This window comes from Pseudomonas rhodesiae (genome assembly GCF_007858255.1).
Lineage (GTDB): Bacteria > Pseudomonadota > Gammaproteobacteria > Pseudomonadales > Pseudomonadaceae > Aquipseudomonas > Aquipseudomonas rhodesiae.
This window is the reverse complement of sequence record NZ_VFEU01000004.1, coordinates 213,490-229,256: the sequence shown is the minus strand read 5'-3', so window position 1 is coordinate 229,256 and position 15,767 is coordinate 213,490. Positions and strand designations below refer to the sequence as shown.

At 60.2% G+C, this 15,767-nt stretch carries 15 protein-coding genes; 8 read left to right on the top strand and 7 right to left on the bottom strand.

What is annotated here, in order from left to right:
* Nucleotide 1: 1 nt before the first annotated feature.
* From FIV35_RS07985 to FIV35_RS07970, 5 genes are read left to right on the top strand one after another with little or no spacing between them, the layout of a single operon-like run.
* Entirely contained in the window at nt 2–730 is a 729-nt protein-coding gene (locus tag FIV35_RS07985; protein ID WP_034138876.1) for an adenosylcobinamide-GDP ribazoletransferase, read from the top strand.
* A 42-nt stretch (nt 731–772) separates the two neighbouring features.
* On the top strand, nt 773–1,177 hold the full coding sequence (locus FIV35_RS07980) for a MarR family winged helix-turn-helix transcriptional regulator (RefSeq protein ID WP_034138875.1): 405 nt from the start codon (nt 773–775) through the stop codon (nt 1,175–1,177).
* A gap of 54 nt (nt 1,178–1,231) precedes the next feature.
* The gene (locus tag FIV35_RS07975; RefSeq protein ID WP_034138874.1) at nt 1,232–2,440 is read left to right on the top strand and encodes an MFS transporter; all 1,209 of its coding nucleotides are present in this window, start codon (nt 1,232–1,234) and stop codon (nt 2,438–2,440) included.
* Entirely contained in the window at nt 2,437–2,559 is a 123-nt protein-coding gene (locus tag FIV35_RS30085) for a hypothetical protein (protein ID WP_259743746.1), read from the top strand. Before FIV35_RS07975 ends, FIV35_RS30085 begins: the two co-directional genes overlap by 4 nt.
* A 35-nt stretch (nt 2,560–2,594) precedes the next feature.
* Nucleotides 2,595–3,146 carry a glutathione peroxidase gene (locus FIV35_RS07970; protein WP_034099565.1) on the top strand — a complete coding sequence of 184 codons (552 nt, stop codon included), beginning with the start codon at nt 2,595–2,597 and terminating at the stop codon, nt 3,144–3,146.
* A gap of 66 nt (nt 3,147–3,212) precedes the next feature.
* Here FIV35_RS07970 and FIV35_RS07965 read toward each other — a convergent pair whose 3' ends face one another.
* The 4 genes from FIV35_RS07965 to FIV35_RS07945 all read right to left on the bottom strand — a co-directional run bounded on the left by FIV35_RS07965 (nt 3,213) and on the right by FIV35_RS07945 (nt 6,374).
* A complete protein-coding gene (locus FIV35_RS07965) occupies nt 3,213–4,493 on the bottom strand; it encodes an OmpP1/FadL family transporter (protein WP_034138873.1) in 1,281 nt (426 codons plus the stop codon).
* A 146-nt stretch (nt 4,494–4,639) separates the two neighbouring features.
* A complete protein-coding gene (locus FIV35_RS07960) occupies nt 4,640–5,122 on the bottom strand; it encodes a hypothetical protein (protein ID WP_034138872.1) in 483 nt (160 codons plus the stop codon).
* 280 nt (nt 5,123–5,402) lie between these two features.
* On the bottom strand, nt 5,403–5,627 hold the full coding sequence (locus tag FIV35_RS07955; protein ID WP_007898912.1) for a hypothetical protein: 225 nt from the start codon (nt 5,625–5,627) through the stop codon (nt 5,403–5,405).
* Between the two features lie 441 nt (nt 5,628–6,068).
* On the bottom strand, nt 6,069–6,374 hold the full coding sequence (locus FIV35_RS07945) for a hypothetical protein (protein WP_034138871.1): 306 nt from the start codon (nt 6,372–6,374) through the stop codon (nt 6,069–6,071).
* Between the two features lie 456 nt (nt 6,375–6,830).
* Here FIV35_RS07945 and FIV35_RS07940 point away from each other — a divergent pair, with 456 nt between their 5' ends.
* Complete coding sequence (locus FIV35_RS07940; RefSeq protein WP_034138870.1) at nt 6,831–7,154, top strand: SEL1-like repeat protein; 324 nt, start codon at nt 6,831–6,833, stop codon at nt 7,152–7,154.
* 175 nt (nt 7,155–7,329) lie between these two features.
* Nucleotides 7,330–8,694, top strand: a complete 1,365-nt coding sequence (locus FIV35_RS07935) for a DNA recombination protein RmuC (RefSeq protein ID WP_169868058.1) — start codon at nt 7,330–7,332, stop codon at nt 8,692–8,694.
* 20 nt (nt 8,695–8,714) lie between these two features.
* Here FIV35_RS07935 and FIV35_RS07930 read toward each other — a convergent pair whose 3' ends face one another.
* From FIV35_RS07930 to FIV35_RS07920, 3 genes are all read right to left on the bottom strand, one after another.
* Nucleotides 8,715–12,185, bottom strand: a complete 3,471-nt coding sequence (locus tag FIV35_RS07930; protein WP_034138869.1) for a hybrid sensor histidine kinase/response regulator — start codon at nt 12,183–12,185, stop codon at nt 8,715–8,717.
* Between the two features lie 119 nt (nt 12,186–12,304).
* Nucleotides 12,305–12,688, bottom strand: a complete 384-nt coding sequence (locus tag FIV35_RS07925) for a YbaN family protein (RefSeq protein ID WP_034099551.1) — start codon at nt 12,686–12,688, stop codon at nt 12,305–12,307.
* Between the two features lie 20 nt (nt 12,689–12,708).
* Entirely contained in the window at nt 12,709–13,296 is a 588-nt protein-coding gene (locus tag FIV35_RS07920) for a UPF0149 family protein (RefSeq protein ID WP_034099550.1), read from the bottom strand.
* A gap of 274 nt (nt 13,297–13,570) precedes the next feature.
* Between FIV35_RS07920 and recQ the strand changes: the two genes are divergently transcribed.
* On the top strand, nt 13,571–15,697 hold the full coding sequence (recQ, locus tag FIV35_RS07915; RefSeq protein WP_034138868.1) for a DNA helicase RecQ: 2,127 nt from the start codon (nt 13,571–13,573) through the stop codon (nt 15,695–15,697).
* The last annotated feature ends 70 nt before the right edge of the window (nt 15,698–15,767 follow it).

The window sequence follows — 15,767 nt, the reverse complement described above, 5'->3', positions numbered from 1 at the left end:
GATGTTGCCGTTCTGGATCGCCTTGCAATTTCTGAGCAGCCTGCCGATTCGCCTGCCAGGCATGCCGCAGCCGCAGGAAATGGGACGCTCGTTGCTGTTTTACCCGGCGGTCGGTGGGGTGTTCGGTGTGCTGTTGTGGGGGCTGAGTATCGCATTGACGGGCGCGCCGTTGCTGCTGCACGCGGCGCTGCTGCTGACGGCCTGGGTCTTGCTCAGCGGCGGCTTGCACCTGGACGGTCTGGCGGACAGCGCTGACGCCTGGCTGGGTGGCTTCGGTGATCGCGAACGCACCCTCACTATCATGAAAGATCCGCGCAGTGGGCCGATTGCCGTGGTGACGTTGGGCCTGGTGTTGCTGCTCAAATTCAGCGCGTTGGTTGCCTTGATCGAACAGCACAACACGGCGGCATTGATCCTCGCGCCGTTGATCGGCCGGGCGTCGATGCTCGCGTTGTTCCTGAGTACGCGTTATGTGCGTGCCGGCGGCTTGGGTCAGGCATTGTCGGAGCATTTACCAAGGGCTGTGGGGCAGCAGGTGCTGATCCTCAGCGGTCTGGCGTGCCTGCTAATCGGTGGGTTCGGCGGCGGGGTTGCGGTGCTGCTGGCGGCTATCGCCTTTGTAGGCCTGCGCCAATTGATGATCAATCGCCTCGGCGGCACCACCGGCGACACCGCCGGTGCGCTGCTGGAGCTGCTGGAAGTCGTGGTATTGGTCGGCTTGGCGCTGTAACACTTTCTTGCATTTGCTCAATCGCGGGTATATACACGTTCCATGCTTGCCTCCCAATGTTTATGCACCAACCTGCGACGTGCCGCCCGTGGCGTCAGCAGGCATTACGACGGCGCCCTCGACGGCTTCGGGATCAACGTTGCCCAGTATTCTTTGTTGAGCAACCTGCAACGCCTGGATCAACCGAGTATTTCCAGCCTGGCCGATGCGATGGGGCTGGATCGCAGTACCCTGGGCCGCAACCTGCGGGTGCTGGAAGGTGAAGGGCTGGTCAAACTGGTGGAAGGCGATGATTTGCGCAATCGCCTGGTGCAGCTCACCGCAACCGGTGAAGCACGCCTGGCCGCCGCGTTGCCGGCCTGGGAAGCGGCACAGCGGAAACTGATCGATAAATTGGGCGCGCAAAAACGTGAAACCCTGTTGGCCTTGCTGGATGAACTCGCCTGAACGCGGGTTCGTTCGATGATAAGCGGGTATATACCCGCGAACGGAGAATAAGAAATGACCTCGATGTGGCGCACCAGTGGCTGGGTTCTTTTGGGGAGTGCGCTGATCCTGGCGTTATCGTTGGGTGTGCGGCACGGGTTCGGCCTGTTTCTCGCGCCGATGAGTACCGAATTCGGCTGGGGCCGTGAAACCTTCGCCTTTGCCATCGCCTTGCAGAACCTGATCTGGGGCCTGGCGCAGCCGTTCACCGGCGCGTTGGCGGACCGCTTCGGCGCCACCAAAGCGGTGTTTGTCGGCGGTGTTTTATACGCGGCGGGCCTGGTGCTGATGGGCATGTCCGATTCAGCGTGGTCGCTGTCGTTAAGCGCGGGCTTGCTGATCGGAATGGGCCTGTCGGGCACTTCATTCTCGGTGATCCTGGGGGTGGTGGGCCGCGCCGTGGCTCCGGAAAAACGCAGCATGGCCATGGGCATCGCCAGCGCTGCCGGGTCGTTCGGCCAGTTCGCCATGGTTCCGGGCACCTTGGGCCTGATCGGTTGGCTGGGCTGGTCCGCCGCATTGTTGGCGCTGGGCTTGATGGTGGCGTTGATTCTGCCGCTGGTCAGCATGCTCAAGGATCGGCCGCTGCCGGTCATGGCCGGCCAGCAGACCCTGGGTGAAGCGCTCAAGGAAGCCTGCGCTCACTCCGGGTTCTGGTTGCTGGCCTTTGGGTTTTTTGTGTGCGGTTTCCAAGTGGTATTTATCGGCGTGCACCTGCCGGCCTATCTGGTGGACCAGCATCTGCCGGCGACCGTCGGCACCACGGTGCTGGCGCTGATTGGTCTGTTCAATATTTTCGGCACCTATACCGCCGGTTGGCTTGGCGGGCGCATGTCCAAGCCGCGCCTGCTGACGGCTTTGTACCTGCTGCGGGCGGTGGTGATCGTGCTGTTTCTGTGGGCGCCGGTCACAGAGATGTCGGCGTACCTGTTCGGTATGGCCATGGGCTTCTTGTGGCTGTCCACCGTGCCGCTGACCAACGGCACCGTCGCGACGCTGTTTGGTGTACGAAACCTGTCCATGCTCGGAGGCATCGTGTTTCTGTTCCACCAACTCGGTTCATTCCTCGGCGGCTGGCTGGGCGGGGTGGTCTATGATCGAACCGGCAACTACGATTTGATCTGGCAGATGGCAATTCTATTGAGCCTGCTCGCCGCAGCCTTGAACTGGCCGGTGCGCGAGCGGCCGGTGGCGCGTTTGCAGGCGCAGATGGAGGTGGCATGAGTTCGACCTGGTATTGGCTCGGCGGCGCAGCAGCCACGGCGCTGCTGCTGGCGCTGGCCTGGTGGGGTTGGCAGCGCGGCGGTCTGGCGTTGATGCAACTGGGCATGTCGATCTGTTAAGTTCGATCCCTGAATTCTTAAAAGGATATTTCCCCATGCAGATGCGCTGGCTTGCAGTACCCGTGCTGATGGCGGCCTTTGGCGGTGTGGCGATGGCCGCCGACTGCCCACCCTTGCTGGAGGGGCAATTGCCGAAGTTGCGCGCCAAGGAGTCCATCGATCTGTGCCAGCGCTTTGCCGGCAAGCCACTGGTAATCGTCAATACCGCGAGCTTCTGTGGTTTCGCCCCGCAGTTCAAAGGTCTTGAGGCGCTGTACCAACGCTACAAGGATCAGGGCTTGGAAGTGATCGGCGTGCCCTCCGATGATTTCAAGCAGGAAGCCAAGACCGGCGAAGAGACAGCTAAGGTCTGCTACGTCAACTACGGCGTGACCTTCACCATGACCGAGCCGCAGAAGGTCAAAGGCCCGGACGCGGTGCATTTGTTCAAAGTGCTGGCGCAGCAGAGCAATGCGCCGAAATGGAATTTCTACAAGTACGTGGTTGACCGCCAGGGCAACGTAATTGCCGATTTTTCCAGCCTGACCAAGCCGGACAGTCCGGATCTGATCGAGGCGGTGGAGCAGGCGCTGGCCTCCAAACCCTGATCGACACCCATTGAAAAGCCCCGCCTCCTTTGCAGGAGAGCGGGGCTTTTTTACGCCTCGGTGAAATCAGAAGCGATAGGTCATGCCCAGGCCGAAACCATTGGCGCTGTTTTCGTACTTGGCGTTGTAGCTGGCCAATTGGTTGGAGCGCGCAATCTTGACGTCTTCTTCCTTCAGGTAGGAGTAGGCCACGTCGACCGTCATGTTTGGCATGACCTCGTAACCCAGGCCCAGGCTGAAGATGGTGCGATCACCGGTAGGAATACGCGGCGAACGGTCAGTGTTGTTGGTCGGCGACTGGTCGAACGTCAAGCCGGTACGCAGTACCACCTGCTTGGTCAACTGATACGACGTGCCCAGGGCGTAGGCCCAGGTATCGTGCCAGTTCTGTTCTTCCTTGATGGTGCCGACCAGCGCGGGAGCCAGCGCGCCGCCCGTTGCGCCACCCACGACGCCTTCGTTCTTGACTGTGATGTCTTTCAGGCGGCTCCAGCGGGTCCAGGTGGCACCGGCATAAAGTTTCCAGGCGTCGGTCAGGTCCTGAGTCACCGACAGGTCGTAGGACTCAGGGGTGTCGATCTTCAGGGACGCGTCGTAGCGGTTGCTACGCAACAGGCCCGAAGTAGCGGCGGGTGCGCTCACCTCAGTGTGGCCGTCCAGCTTGTAGCTGACTTTGGAGTGGTAGGTCAGGCCCACGCGAGTGGTGTCGGTGGCTTGTACCAGTACGCCGACGTTGAAGCCCAGCGCGGTGTCATCACCTTTGATCTTGATGTTGGTGTCTGGCGCCGCTGGGTTGAACGACAGGTCCGATTCCAGGGTACCGGCGATGCGGTTGATGGTCGGGCCGAAACCGACCGAAACGCGATCATTGAAGGCGTAGCTGACGGTCGGCTGGAAAGTGATGACTTTCACTTCGCTGTTGCTGCCGAAGCTACGGCCCTGGAAGCCTTTCTCGTAGTCGGTCACCAGGCCAAACGGTGCGTACACGCCAAAACCGACAGCCCACTGATCGTTGAGTTTATTGGTGTAGAAACCGAAAGGCACGGCAGTGAAAGGCACCATATCGCCTTTGTTGCTGCCGCGAGAGCGGCCGCTGACGTCGCTGATATCGGTGGAGGCATCAATGGCTGCTACGCCGCCAGTGATTTGCTGGCCATTCAGGCGAGCCATACCGGCAGGGTTGCCGTAAACAGTGCTTGCATCATCGGCAGTGGACGAGCGACCTGCGAAACCCGTACCCATCCCGCTGACACTCTGTTCGTTGAGTGCGAAACCGCTTGCGAACAGTTGGGAGGAGGCCATGGCAACGGCGAGGCTAAGTGTGGTCTTGAGCATTACTTTTTTCATTATTAGAACTCCGTGGTGATCACCGCTGCGGAAAGTATCAATAAATTACACAACGCGCTACAGGCTGTAATGCTGGAGATAGAGCGGTTTTGTAGGACAATCCGACCAAAATTCGCGTTTTTTGCCGAATCTTGCAAATTGCCCGGTCAACAGGCCATGTGTTTCTTGGGCGAAACACAGGTTTGCCAGGCTTGGGTGAAATCTCGCAGTCTCCCTTGAGGATGAAATATTTCTTTCCAGATGCGCGCCATGCCTAAAACATCGCCGGGCGGTGGCAGGGCGGCGGCATGTTGTTCCACCAGAAGCCAAGCGATGGCAGTGGCGTAACGCAGGTTGACGGTGAGTTCAAGCTGAGGAGCGCTGAGAAACGCGTGCTGGCTGGCCAAGCCGCGCACCAGGCTGGCCCGGTCCGGGTCCAGCGCCAAATAGGTGTCCCACAGGGCGCGATGGCACGGCTCGGTAATGCTGTACAGGCCGTGACCACGCCGATCATGCAGCGCCGAGCCCAATTCGGATTGGCTGGCAGCGATACCCAGCAGCAGGGACTCCGCGTTCGGGTCGTGACGGCCGAGATACATCAAGGTCGGCCGGATCACATATCGACACAAATCGCTGGCAGCGATACCCATAAACGTCTCAATCCATAAAAGGGGTAGGCGAGGCCTGAGACAGTAGGGCTTGGCAGCGGTGGATCGGATCTCAGGCTCGCCGGAAGCGGATCATGCCGCTTGAGTTGAAGTGTAGTGTCATATTCGTGATGTAAAGGCCTGTTTTTAAAACATCTTATTCATTTAGTTATATCGTTTATATCTAATTGAACTTAACCGAAATCGGTAGAACATTTATTTCGGGCAATAAAAAACCCTGTGGGTTAAACAGGGTTTTTTGTGTTTCAGCGACTCGGGTCGATCAGGCAACCAGTGCCTGGCGGGTACGCTCGATCACGGCCTGCAGCGGTTCTGCGCTGGAGTATTGATCGGGGTACAGGCGTTCGCTATGACGGGCGATGCCATGTTCGTTGACCAGGGTGAAGCTGAAGCAGCCTTTGCGAGCGGCCATGATTAGGCAGTTCATTGGAGCAAAAGCGTTGGTAAGGGTGCGAATGGCATCCTGAGTATGGATTTGAGTGGACATATTATTGGTGTTCCTACAAATGACACGGTTAAGAACCGTGCAACGTTAAAACGTTCCAGTGACGTTGATCACCATTGATCAAACGAAGAACCCGACTGGAACAAAGCAGCCAGTTTGAAGCGCTATTCAATAAGGCGCGCTTGGGCTGGCAGGTAGGTACTTAGGAGGGCAGGCAACACGACAAGGGCAAAGGTTCTGGGCCCGGGGTGAAGATCCTGATCAATTTGCAGGTTGGTTCGGTCAGAGTATTGAGACTTCGCGGCACCCTTTGCTTGTTCAAAGGCGGTGTCGTCGCAAGTGATACCTGGAAACCATCGAGGTGGTCGATCCCGTGTTTTCAGGGGATTTGTTCGACCAGAATTGACTTTCAGCTTGGTACTAACGCCGCGGATAGTAACGGATTGAAACAGGTAAGGGAAGTGTGTTCGCCAAAAAAATCAGTCAGCCTCCAAGCAGGCCGCGATAGACCAGCACCGTGGCGGCCGCCGCCAAGGAGCAGCCCAACGCGTAGGCGGCCAGGGTCAGACGCAAGGATTGGCCGGTTTCTACCACCGTAACCAGGTCGCTCATGTCGTTGATGCGTCCTTCCCCCAGCTCAATGCACAAACTAACCGCAGTGAACGTGGCTGACAGCAGAATGGCGATGGCAAACAAGGCTCCGTCTGGAGAAGGTAAGGCGGCATTGATGCCCAGGGAGATGGCGCAGATGGCCAGTAACAACACAGCGAACAACAGCATTCCCTTCATCGACCCACCCAGCGTTGCATTGCAGGTCCGGCAGTGTGGACAGCCTGGGAAGATTTGAAAAGTCCTTAATGGGATAGGACGGTAACATTTCTGACGCTTGTCGCTTAAAAAGTCGCGGCGATATAACCGGCACCTGGGTACTTGTGCACATTAGTTGCGGCATGTGTAACCAAGCTGTCAACTTCTGCCAAAAGCCGCCATTTGCCTGCAATGGAAATTTAAGTCAATGAAAAATCTGGCTTTTTTTTATTGGTGAAAAAATCGTCAGTTTGACTGCGAGCCCCGTTCCATGGGGCTTTGCGCCAGTTGAGGGCGGGTTGTCCACTGAGTTATCCACAGCTTCTGTGGATTGTCCCAAGCGCTTGCTCTAGCACGGGCGTGCACGGTTTTTTCAGCTTTACCTGTGCGAAAAAAAGAGTAGAGTGGCGCGCCTTCCGTTCTGTCCCACAGTGCTTTATGAAGTTTCGCTCAGTATCACCTGCTGTTACCGATACCCTCCAAACTGTTACCGCACCCAAGCGTTTTTCCTTGAAAGTCGCGCTGTGGCTGCTCGACAGCCCACGCCTGGGGCACAGCGCCAATGTCAAACATTTCGCCGGGCGCTTGCTCAAGCAGCCTGCCCGGGAAGGTGTAGTCGCTGCTCAGAGCCGTCTGGGTCAATTGATGTGCCGCGAGTGCGGCAGTGCCCGCGACCGTCGCATCGGCCATGATCTGCTGCGCCAGGCGGCCCGTGCCGGCGACGTGCGGGCCCAGCGCGAATTGCGCCAGGTCGAAGACTGAGCTGTCCTCTGACCCTGTGCTTGGTTAACCTTGCTCTTTTTCGGTGATGGCAGACATGGCGATGGCTTTTGACTGGACCAGTATTGCCCTTGGCCTTGCAGGCGCCGCGGTGCCGCTGTTGGCAGTGTGCTGGCAGCTTCAGCGGCGACTGAGCGCGCGTATGGCCGGCTGGGAAGTGCTCGAAGAACGCTTGGCCAACGCGCAGTTGGCCCAGGAAGGTCTCGCCGCGCAACTGGATGCCAGTCGCGATGAAATCAGCGACCTGAGCCAAGCCAACACCGCCAAGCAGGCCGACCTGGCGGCACTGCGCCGCGAAGTCGAACTGTTGCAGATCGACCGCGACAATGCCCGCGATGCCGCCCACGCCTGGAACCTCGACCGCAGCGCCAAGGAGGCCGAATTGCGTCGTCTCGATGCGTTGGCGGCCGCGCTGAGCGCTGAACTGCGCGAGCAACAGGACAGCCATCAGCAACGCTTGGCCGATTTGCAGGGCTCTCGCGATGAGTTGCGTGCGCAGTTCGCCGAGTTGGCCGGCAAGATCTTCGATGAGCGTGAACAGCGTTTCGCCGAGACCAGCCAGGAACGCCTGGGCCAGTTGCTCGATCCGCTGAAAGAGCGCATTCAGTCCTTCGAAAAACGTGTGGAAGAAAGCTATCAGAACGAAGCGCGCGAGCGTTTCTCTCTGGCCAAGGAGCTTGAACGCCTGCAGCAACTGAACCTACGTCTATCGGACGAAGCCACCAACCTGACCCGTGCGCTGAAGGGCCAGAAAACCCAGGGCAACTGGGGCGAACTGATTCTTGAGCGGGTGCTGGAGCACGCGGGCCTGGAGAAAGGCCGCGAGTACCAGACCCAGGTCAGCCTCAAAGGCCCGGACGGCGAGCGCTTCCAGCCGGATGTGCTGATCATGCTGCCCGGTGATAAGCAAGTGGTGGTGGATTCCAAGGTCAGCCTGACCGCGTACCAGCAGTTCGTCGCGGCCGAAGATCAGGTGATCGGCCAGGCGGCGTTGAAACAGCATGTGCTGTCCCTGCGCAATCACGTCAAAGGCTTGGCCAGCAAAGACTACAAGCGCCTGGAAGGTCTGCACAGTCTGGATTTCGTGTTGTTGTTCGTGCCGATCGAAGCGGCTTTTTCCGCCGCGCTGCAGGCTGAGCCGAACCTGTTTCAGGAGGCCTTTGACCGGCATATCGTCATCGTCAGCCCCACCACGTTATTGGCCACGCTGCGGGTGATCGACAGCCTGTGGAAGCAGGAGCGCCAAAGCCAGAACGCCCGTGAAATCGCCGAACGTGCTGGCTGGCTGTACGACAAGTTCGTGCTGTTTATCCAAGACCTGGATGAAGTGGGCAACCGTCTACAGCAATTGGATAAAGCTTACAGCGCCGCGCGAAACAAGCTGACAGATGGACGCGGCAACCTGGTCAGCCGCACCGAGCAGCTCAGATTGCTCGGGGCGCGTGCCAGCAAAAGCCTGCCGGCGGATCTGTTGGAGCGGGCGATGACCGATGCGGACGGCGTGGCGCATCTGCCTGAATAATCGCCCCGCACACACTTGCCCTACAACGGCAGATGCCGACTCAACAGCGCCCGCAACGCCGCCGGCTTGACGGGTTTGGCCAAATAATCCAAGCCCGCCGCATGCACTTCGGCCACGCTCTCCGGGCGCCCGTCGGCGCTGATGACTACGCCGGGAATCGGTTCGGCCAACTGCGTGCGCAGCCAGCCCATCAATTCCGTGCCGGTTTCGCCATGGTCCAAGTGGTAATCCACCAGCGCCAGTTGTGGGCGTACCCCCTCGGCCAGCAGCGCCGCGCATTCAGCTTGATCCCTGGCCGTCCACACTTCGCAGCCCCAACGGGTTAATAGGCTGCGCATGCCGATCAGGATGCTCTCTTCGTTATCCACGCACAGCACCTGTGCGCCACTGAGGGGCAAGCCGTTTTCCTGTGCTGGCTTGGGTAGCGGGCTGGCCTGGTTGCGCGCCAGCGGCACACTCACGCTGAACACGCTGCCCTTGCCGGGCCATGAGCGCACACTCAGGCGGTGACCCAGCACGCGGCATAGGCCGTCGGCAATCGCCAAGCCCAGGCCCAGGCCCTTTTCCGCGCGGGTCTGGTGGCTGTCCAGGCGTTTGAACTCTTCGAAGATCACCTTTTGCTTATCCGGCGGGATACCGGGGCCGCGGTCCCACACTTCCAGGCAGAGTTCGCCCCCGCGACGCCTTACGCCGAGCAGCACCGGGCCGTCGGCATAACGGAAGGCATTGGTGAGAAAATTCTGCAAGATGCGCCTTAGCAACTTGATGTCGCTGTCCACCCGTAAACGGCTGCCGCGCAGGCGGAAGCGCAAGCCTTGCTCCTGGGCCAGGGCCTTGAATTCGGCGCCCAGGGTGTCGAACAGTTCGTTGAGAGCGAACGGCTGGCGTTGCGGATTGATCTTGCCGTTTTCCAGGCGAGAAATGTCCAGCAGATCGCTGATCAGGTCTTCGGCCGAGCGCAGCGAACTGTCCAGATGCTGCACCAATTGCCGTGCCTCGTCGGAGAGTCCGTCGCTTTGGTGGGAGAGGGCGGCGGAGAACAGGCGCGCGGCGTTCAACGGCTGCATCAAGTCATGGCTGACCGCCGCCAGAAAGCGGGTTTTCGACTGGCTGGCGGTTTCGGCCACGCTCTTGGCGTCGGTGAGGGCCAGGTTAAGCTGCGACAGTTCATGGGTGCGTTCGGTAACCCGTTGTTCCAGGCCCTCGTTGGCCTCGGTCAGGGCCTGTTCGGCTTCACGGAACGCGGTGATGTCAGTGAAGCTCATGACAAAGCCACCGCCAGGCATCGGGTTGCCGATCAGTTCGATCACGCGGCCATTGGGAAACAAGCGCTCGGACGTGTGCGCACGGCCCTGGCGCATCCAGTGCAGACGCCGCGCCACATGCACCTCGGCTTCGCCCGGCCCGCACAGGCCACGCTCGGCGTTGTACCGGATGATGTCGGCAATCGGCCGGCCAACGCTGATCAGCCCCTCCGGGTAATTGAACAACTCCAGATAACGCCGGTTCCAGGCCACCAGTTTCAGAGACTGGTCCACCACGCTGATGCCCTGGGTGATGTTCTCGATGGCGCCTTGCAGCAGGGCGCGGTTGAACTGCAGCACTTCCGAGGCTTCGTCGGCGATGCGTACTACGTCCTCCAGTTGCATGTCCCGACCTTCAATCGCGGCTTTTACCACCGCGCGCGTCGAAGAAGCGCCGAGCACGCCGGCCAGCAGGCGTTCGGTGTGGGCGATCCAGTCGTTGTCGGCATTCTGGTTGGGGTTGAAGCCTTTGCCCTGGCGATAGGCAAAACGGATAAAGCTTTGCTGCGCGCGCTCTTCACCCACAAAACGCGCGGCCAGGCTGAGCAGGTCGCTGATCTGCACCGACAGCATCGAACGGGCGGTGGCGCGTTGGCTGATTTCCTGGCCGATAAAGCGCCCGGCTTGCCAGTGCTCGGACACCCTTGTGCGCGACAGCATCGACACCCACACGAACAGCGTGAAGTTGCCCGCCAGGGAGAACACCGTGCCCAGGGTCAGCGAAGTCACGGACAGCCCCAGCGGGTGGGAATGCATCCACGTCAGCCCTGGGAACAGGCTTAGCGACCATCCCAGACTTTTCGCGGTAACCGGTAGGACCAAGGTGTAGAACCACAGGAACGTGCCTGCGGCGAGACCGGCAAACACTCCGCGCCGGTTTGCCTGCTTCCAATACAGCGCGCCGAGCATCGCCGGCGCCAATTGGGTCACGGCGGCGAAGGCGATCTGGCCGATGGTCGCCAGGCTCGCCGTGGAGCCCAGCAGGCGGTAACTGACGTACGCCAGCAACAGGATGATCACGATGCTCACCCGACGCACCGACAGCATCCAGTGGCGGAACACCTCGAACGGCCGCTCGGCGCTGGAGCGGCGCAACAGCCATGGCAGCAACATGTCGTTGGACACCATGGTGGATAACGCGATGCTCGCCACGATCACCATGCCGGTAGCCGCCGACGCGCCACCGATAAACGCCAGTACCGCCAGCGCTGGATGGGCTTCGGCCATGGGCAGGCTGATCACGTAAGAGTCCGGCAGTACCGAGGCCGGCAGCAGCATCTTGCCGCCGAGGGCGATAGGGATCACGAACAGCGCGGCCAGCACCAGATAGGCCGGAAACACCCACTTGGCCAGGCGCAGGTCCTGAGGCTCGATATTTTCCACCACGGTCACATGAAACTGCCGGGGCAGGCAGATGATCGCCATCATGGCCACCCCGGTCTGCACTACCATGGATGGCCAGTTAACGGTCTCTTGCCAGTATTCCTCCAGGCGAGGGGTGAGCATCGCTTGGTCGAGCAGGTCGCCGAAACCGTCGTACAGGCCGTAGGTCACGAACGCACCCACCGCGAGAAAAGCGAACAGCTTGACCAGGGACTCAAAGGCAATGGCCAACACCATGCCGCGATGGTGTTCGGTGGCATCGAGGTTGCGCGTACCAAACACGATGGTGAACAACGCCAGTACCAGCGACACGATCAGCGCGGTGTCCTGAGCGCGCGTGCCGGTGGTGTCGGCCCCGGCGCCGATCAACAGGTTGACCCCCAGCACAATGCCTTTGAGCTGCAGGGCGATATACGGCAGCACGCCCACCAGGCAGATCAACGCCACCACCACCGCCAGGGACTGGGATTTGCCATACCGCGCGGCGATAAAGTCAGCGATGGAAGTGATGTTTTCCTGCTTGCTGATCAGCACCATCTTTTGCAGGACCCAAGGTGCCAGTACCAGCAATAGCACTGGTCCCAGGTAGATCGGTATAAATGCCCACAACTGTTCGGCAGCCTGGCCGACAGCGCCGAAGAAGGTCCAACTGGTGCAGTAAACTGCCAGCGACAGGCTGTACACCCAGGCACGCATGCGCGGCGGCAGTGGCGCATGGCGACGGTCGCCGTAGAAAGCGATGGCAAACATAATGGCCATATAGGCCAGGGCGACGGTGGCGATCAGCCCACTGGACAGCGTCATGGGAACTCCGAACAAAAGAACACCCAGGCATTCCAGGCCCGGTGGGACAGTCTCGCACGATGCCCGGGGTTAGTCAGTGTCGACCAAGGTCGTGTGGGATCTTATGTCGCACACGGCGTTCAGCGTGGCGGCAGGGTTTTCTGGCGCAGGATATAGACAGTCACCAGCACGGCGCTGGTCAGCATGAACCCACGTGCCCAAGGTAGTGGCACCAGATAGCAGGAAATACCGATGCTCAGCCACATCAGGCCGATGGCGTAGACCTTGCCCTTGAGCGGGATGCCATTGCCATCCAGATAGTCACGAATCCATGGGCCCAGGCGCGGGTGTTCCACCAGCCACTGGTAGAACCGCGGGGAGCTTCGCGCGAAGCAGGCGGCGGCGAGCAAGAGGAAGGGGGTGGTGGGCAGCACCGGTAGGAAAATACCGATCACGCCCAGGGCCACGCTCAGCCAGCCGATGGCCAGCAGTGCGTAGCGCAGGAGCGGCGAACGCTTGCCCATGGGTGTCACGGGCGAGCGACTCAGTGGTGACGTGGCTTGAGGATCGCCGGTTTTTCATCAGGGGCGTTGCACAGCAGGTACAGGGCGGTCAGGGCTTCCGGGATTTGTACGATCATGTCGTCCATCAGGTTGGCGTCGGAAGCGATGTCGGAAAATTCCGCTTCTTCTTCGAACAGGCCCGAACCGACCATGATCGGCAGCAGCATCTCGCTGACCTCTTCCTCGGCGGTTTCGAACCAGGCCGCTTCACGCAGGAACACGCCTTCCATAAAGCCGATGCACCAGCCGCGCAGGTCGGAGTCGTCCGGGTCATCGCCCAAGTCCAGCTCGCACGGCAGCTCGAATTCCTCGTCGGATGCCAGTTGGCGACCGATATGGGCCTTGAGGGCCACCAGGGTGGACTCGATTTCTTCGCGCTGGGCGGCGTCGGCGTAGTGGGGTTCTTCGGCGAACAGCGCGTCGATCCATTCGCGGTCGGGCACGACCTCGGAGCAGATGGACAGTGCGGTCAGGTAGCCGTGGGCGGCCACATAGTCCAGCGCCTCCTCATGCAGCTCATCGGCGTCGAGGAAGGCTTGCAGGCGGGTTAGTTGCTCAGCGAAGGACATGAAGGACTACCTTGGGGATAAACGATGCTGAATTCTAGGCGTTCTTGCGTCCACAGGCCAGCCGCCATGCACATTTGCCCGGTTTTAAAGACGGGCTGCAATTCGTCAGTGGCGCCCTTTGCCGGATGACGCTCGGGTATACTGCCGCGTTTTGTGATGCCCCTACCGGCCAGGAGCCCGCCCGAGAAAACTTCGCTTACGGATTATTTTCCGAGGCCGCGTTTTTTTTCGGCCAGCCTATACGGAGGGTTTCGGCACTTTTTTGGAGTTCTACATGCTCGAGCAGGCTCAACGCGTCCTCAAGGACATCTTCGGCTACGACAGTTTTCGTGGCCGTCAGGGTGCGATCATTGAGCGCGTGGCCAGTGGCGGCGATGCCCTGGTGCTGATGCCTACCGGCGGCGGCAAGTCGTTGTGCTTCCAGGTGCCGGCGCTGTTGCGCAACGGGTTGGCGGTGGTGGTATCGCCGTTGATCGCTTTGATGGACGACCAGGTGGCAACCCTTGAGGAACTCGGCGTGGCCGCTGCTTCCCTGAACTCCACCCTCAGCGCCGAGCAGCAACGCGACCTGGCCGCGCGGATCAAACGCGGTGAAGTCAAAATGCTCTACCTCGCCCCGGAGCGGCTGGTGCAGCCGCGCATGCTGGCGTTCCTGCAGGGACTGGAAATTGCCCTGTTCGCGATTGATGAGGCGCACTGCGTCTCGCAATGGGGCCACGATTTCCGGCGCGAATATCTGCAACTGGGCCAACTGGCGGAACTGTTTCCCGACGTGCCGCGCATTGCGCTGACCGCCACGGCCGACAAACGTACCCGCGAAGAAATCGTCGAACGCCTGCATTTGCAGAACGCCGAGCGCTTCCTGTCGAGCTTCGACCGGCCGAATATTTTTTACCGCATCGTGCCCAAGGAGCAGCCGCGCAAGCAGCTGTTGGCGTTCCTGTCCGAGCGGCGCAGCGATGCGGGCATTGTCTATTGCCTGTCGCGCAAGAAAGTCGACGAAGTGGCCGCGTTTCTGTGTGAACAGGGTTACCCAGCCTTGCCTTATCACGCCGGCCTGCCGAACGATCTGCGCGCCTATCATCAGAAGCGTTTCCTCAACGAGGAAGGCTTGATCATGGTGGCGACCATTGCGTTTGGTATGGGCATCGACAAATCCAACGTGCGCTTTGTCGCCCACATGGACCTGCCCAAGTCGTTGGAAGCTTATTACCAGGAAACCGGACGTGCCGGCCGTGATGGTCTGCCGGCGGATGCGTGGATGGTCTACGGCCTGCAAGACGTGGTGATGCTCAAGCAAATGCTGCAGAACTCCGAAGGCGATGAGCGCCACAAGCGCCTGGAACAGCACAAGCTCGATGCCATGCTCTCGCTGTGCGAAGAGACCCGTTGCCGCCGTCAGACGCTGCTGGCCTATTTCGACGAAGACATGCCCGAGCCCTGCGGGCATTGCGACAACTGCGTGGACGGCGTGCAGACCTGGGACGCCACCGAACCGGCGCGCCAGGGGTTGTCGGCGATCTACCGAACCGGTCAGCGTTACGGCGTGGGCCATCTAGTGGATGTGTTGCTGGGCAAGGACAACGAAAAAGTTCGCAGCTTTGGCCACGAAAAACTCTCGGTTTACGGCGTCGGCAAGGCCCGCGCCGAAGGCGAGTGGCGCTCGTTGTTCCGACAAATGGTGGCTCGCGGCCTGGTGGACATCGACCTTGAAGGGTACGGCGGGCTGCGCCTTAACGACAGTTGCCGGCCACTGCTCAAGGGTGAAGTGAGCCTGGAACTGCGCCGCGATCTCAAGCCGCAGACCACCGCCAAAAGCAGCACCAGCCAGGCCAGCCAACTGGTGCGCGGGGAGGAGCGCGAGCAGTGGGAAGCCTTGCGTGCCCTGCGGCGTAAACTGGCACAGGAACACAGTGTGCCGCCGTACGTTATCTTTCCGGACTCCACCTTGCTGGAGATGTTGCGCGAGCAACCCGCCACCCTGGCGGAAATGGCCCGCGTCAGCGGCGTGGGCGCGCGCAAGCTGGAGCGCTATGGCCAGGCCTTTCTCGAAGTGCTCGGTGGTCAGGCCGAGGCGCCCAGGGAAGTGGCCGACATTCGCCACGAATTGATCAGCCTGGCCCGCGCCGGCATGACCCCGATCCAGATCGCCGGCCAACTGCAATGCTCGGAAAAAAACGTCTACACCTTGCTTGCCGAATCCATCGGCAAGCAACAATTGTCGCTGGAGCAAGCACTGGATTTACCGGAAGATTTGCTGGGTGAGATCCAAGACGCTTTCCTTGACGGCGAAGGCGAATTGCCAGCTGTTGCGGAGATCGCACCGTTGTTTACCGGGCGTGTGCCGGAGGGGGTTCTGTACTGCGTGCGAGCCGCGTTGCAGTCAGAATTCGAAATTTAATGTGTCAATTACGACAATGTCACAGATCAGTACTGAGCGGCGCTTGCCTAAGGGCAAGGCTCATGCTTAG

What these genes read in the sequence shown, in the direction of transcription:
- recQ (WP_034138868.1), top strand. Translation starts at nt 13,571, where the DNA reads ATGCTCGAGCAGGCTCAACGCGTCCTCAAGGACATCTTCGGCTACGAC.
- FIV35_RS07975 (WP_034138874.1), top strand. Translation starts at nt 1,232, where the DNA reads ATGACCTCGATGTGGCGCACCAGTGGCTGGGTTCTTTTGGGGAGTGCG.
- FIV35_RS07970 (WP_034099565.1), top strand. Translation starts at nt 2,595, where the DNA reads ATGCAGATGCGCTGGCTTGCAGTACCCGTGCTGATGGCGGCCTTTGGC.
- FIV35_RS07985 (WP_034138876.1), top strand. Translation starts at nt 2, where the DNA reads ATGTTGCCGTTCTGGATCGCCTTGCAATTTCTGAGCAGCCTGCCGATT.
- FIV35_RS07980 (WP_034138875.1), top strand. Translation starts at nt 773, where the DNA reads ATGCTTGCCTCCCAATGTTTATGCACCAACCTGCGACGTGCCGCCCGT.
- FIV35_RS07940 (WP_034138870.1), top strand. Translation starts at nt 6,831, where the DNA reads ATGAAGTTTCGCTCAGTATCACCTGCTGTTACCGATACCCTCCAAACT.
- FIV35_RS07925 (WP_034099551.1), bottom strand. Translation starts at nt 12,688, where the DNA reads ATGGGCAAGCGTTCGCCGCTCCTGCGCTACGCACTGCTGGCCATCGGC.
- FIV35_RS07920 (WP_034099550.1), bottom strand. Translation starts at nt 13,296, where the DNA reads ATGTCCTTCGCTGAGCAACTAACCCGCCTGCAAGCCTTCCTCGACGCC.
- FIV35_RS07965 (WP_034138873.1), bottom strand. Translation starts at nt 4,493, where the DNA reads ATGAAAAAAGTAATGCTCAAGACCACACTTAGCCTCGCCGTTGCCATG.
- FIV35_RS07955 (WP_007898912.1), bottom strand. Translation starts at nt 5,627, where the DNA reads ATGTCCACTCAAATCCATACTCAGGATGCCATTCGCACCCTTACCAAC.
- FIV35_RS07945 (WP_034138871.1), bottom strand. Translation starts at nt 6,374, where the DNA reads ATGAAGGGAATGCTGTTGTTCGCTGTGTTGTTACTGGCCATCTGCGCC.
- FIV35_RS30085 (WP_259743746.1), top strand. Translation starts at nt 2,437, where the DNA reads ATGAGTTCGACCTGGTATTGGCTCGGCGGCGCAGCAGCCACGGCGCTG.
- FIV35_RS07960 (WP_034138872.1), bottom strand. Translation starts at nt 5,122, where the DNA reads ATGGGTATCGCTGCCAGCGATTTGTGTCGATATGTGATCCGGCCGACC.
- FIV35_RS07930 (WP_034138869.1), bottom strand. Translation starts at nt 12,185, where the DNA reads ATGACGCTGTCCAGTGGGCTGATCGCCACCGTCGCCCTGGCCTATATG.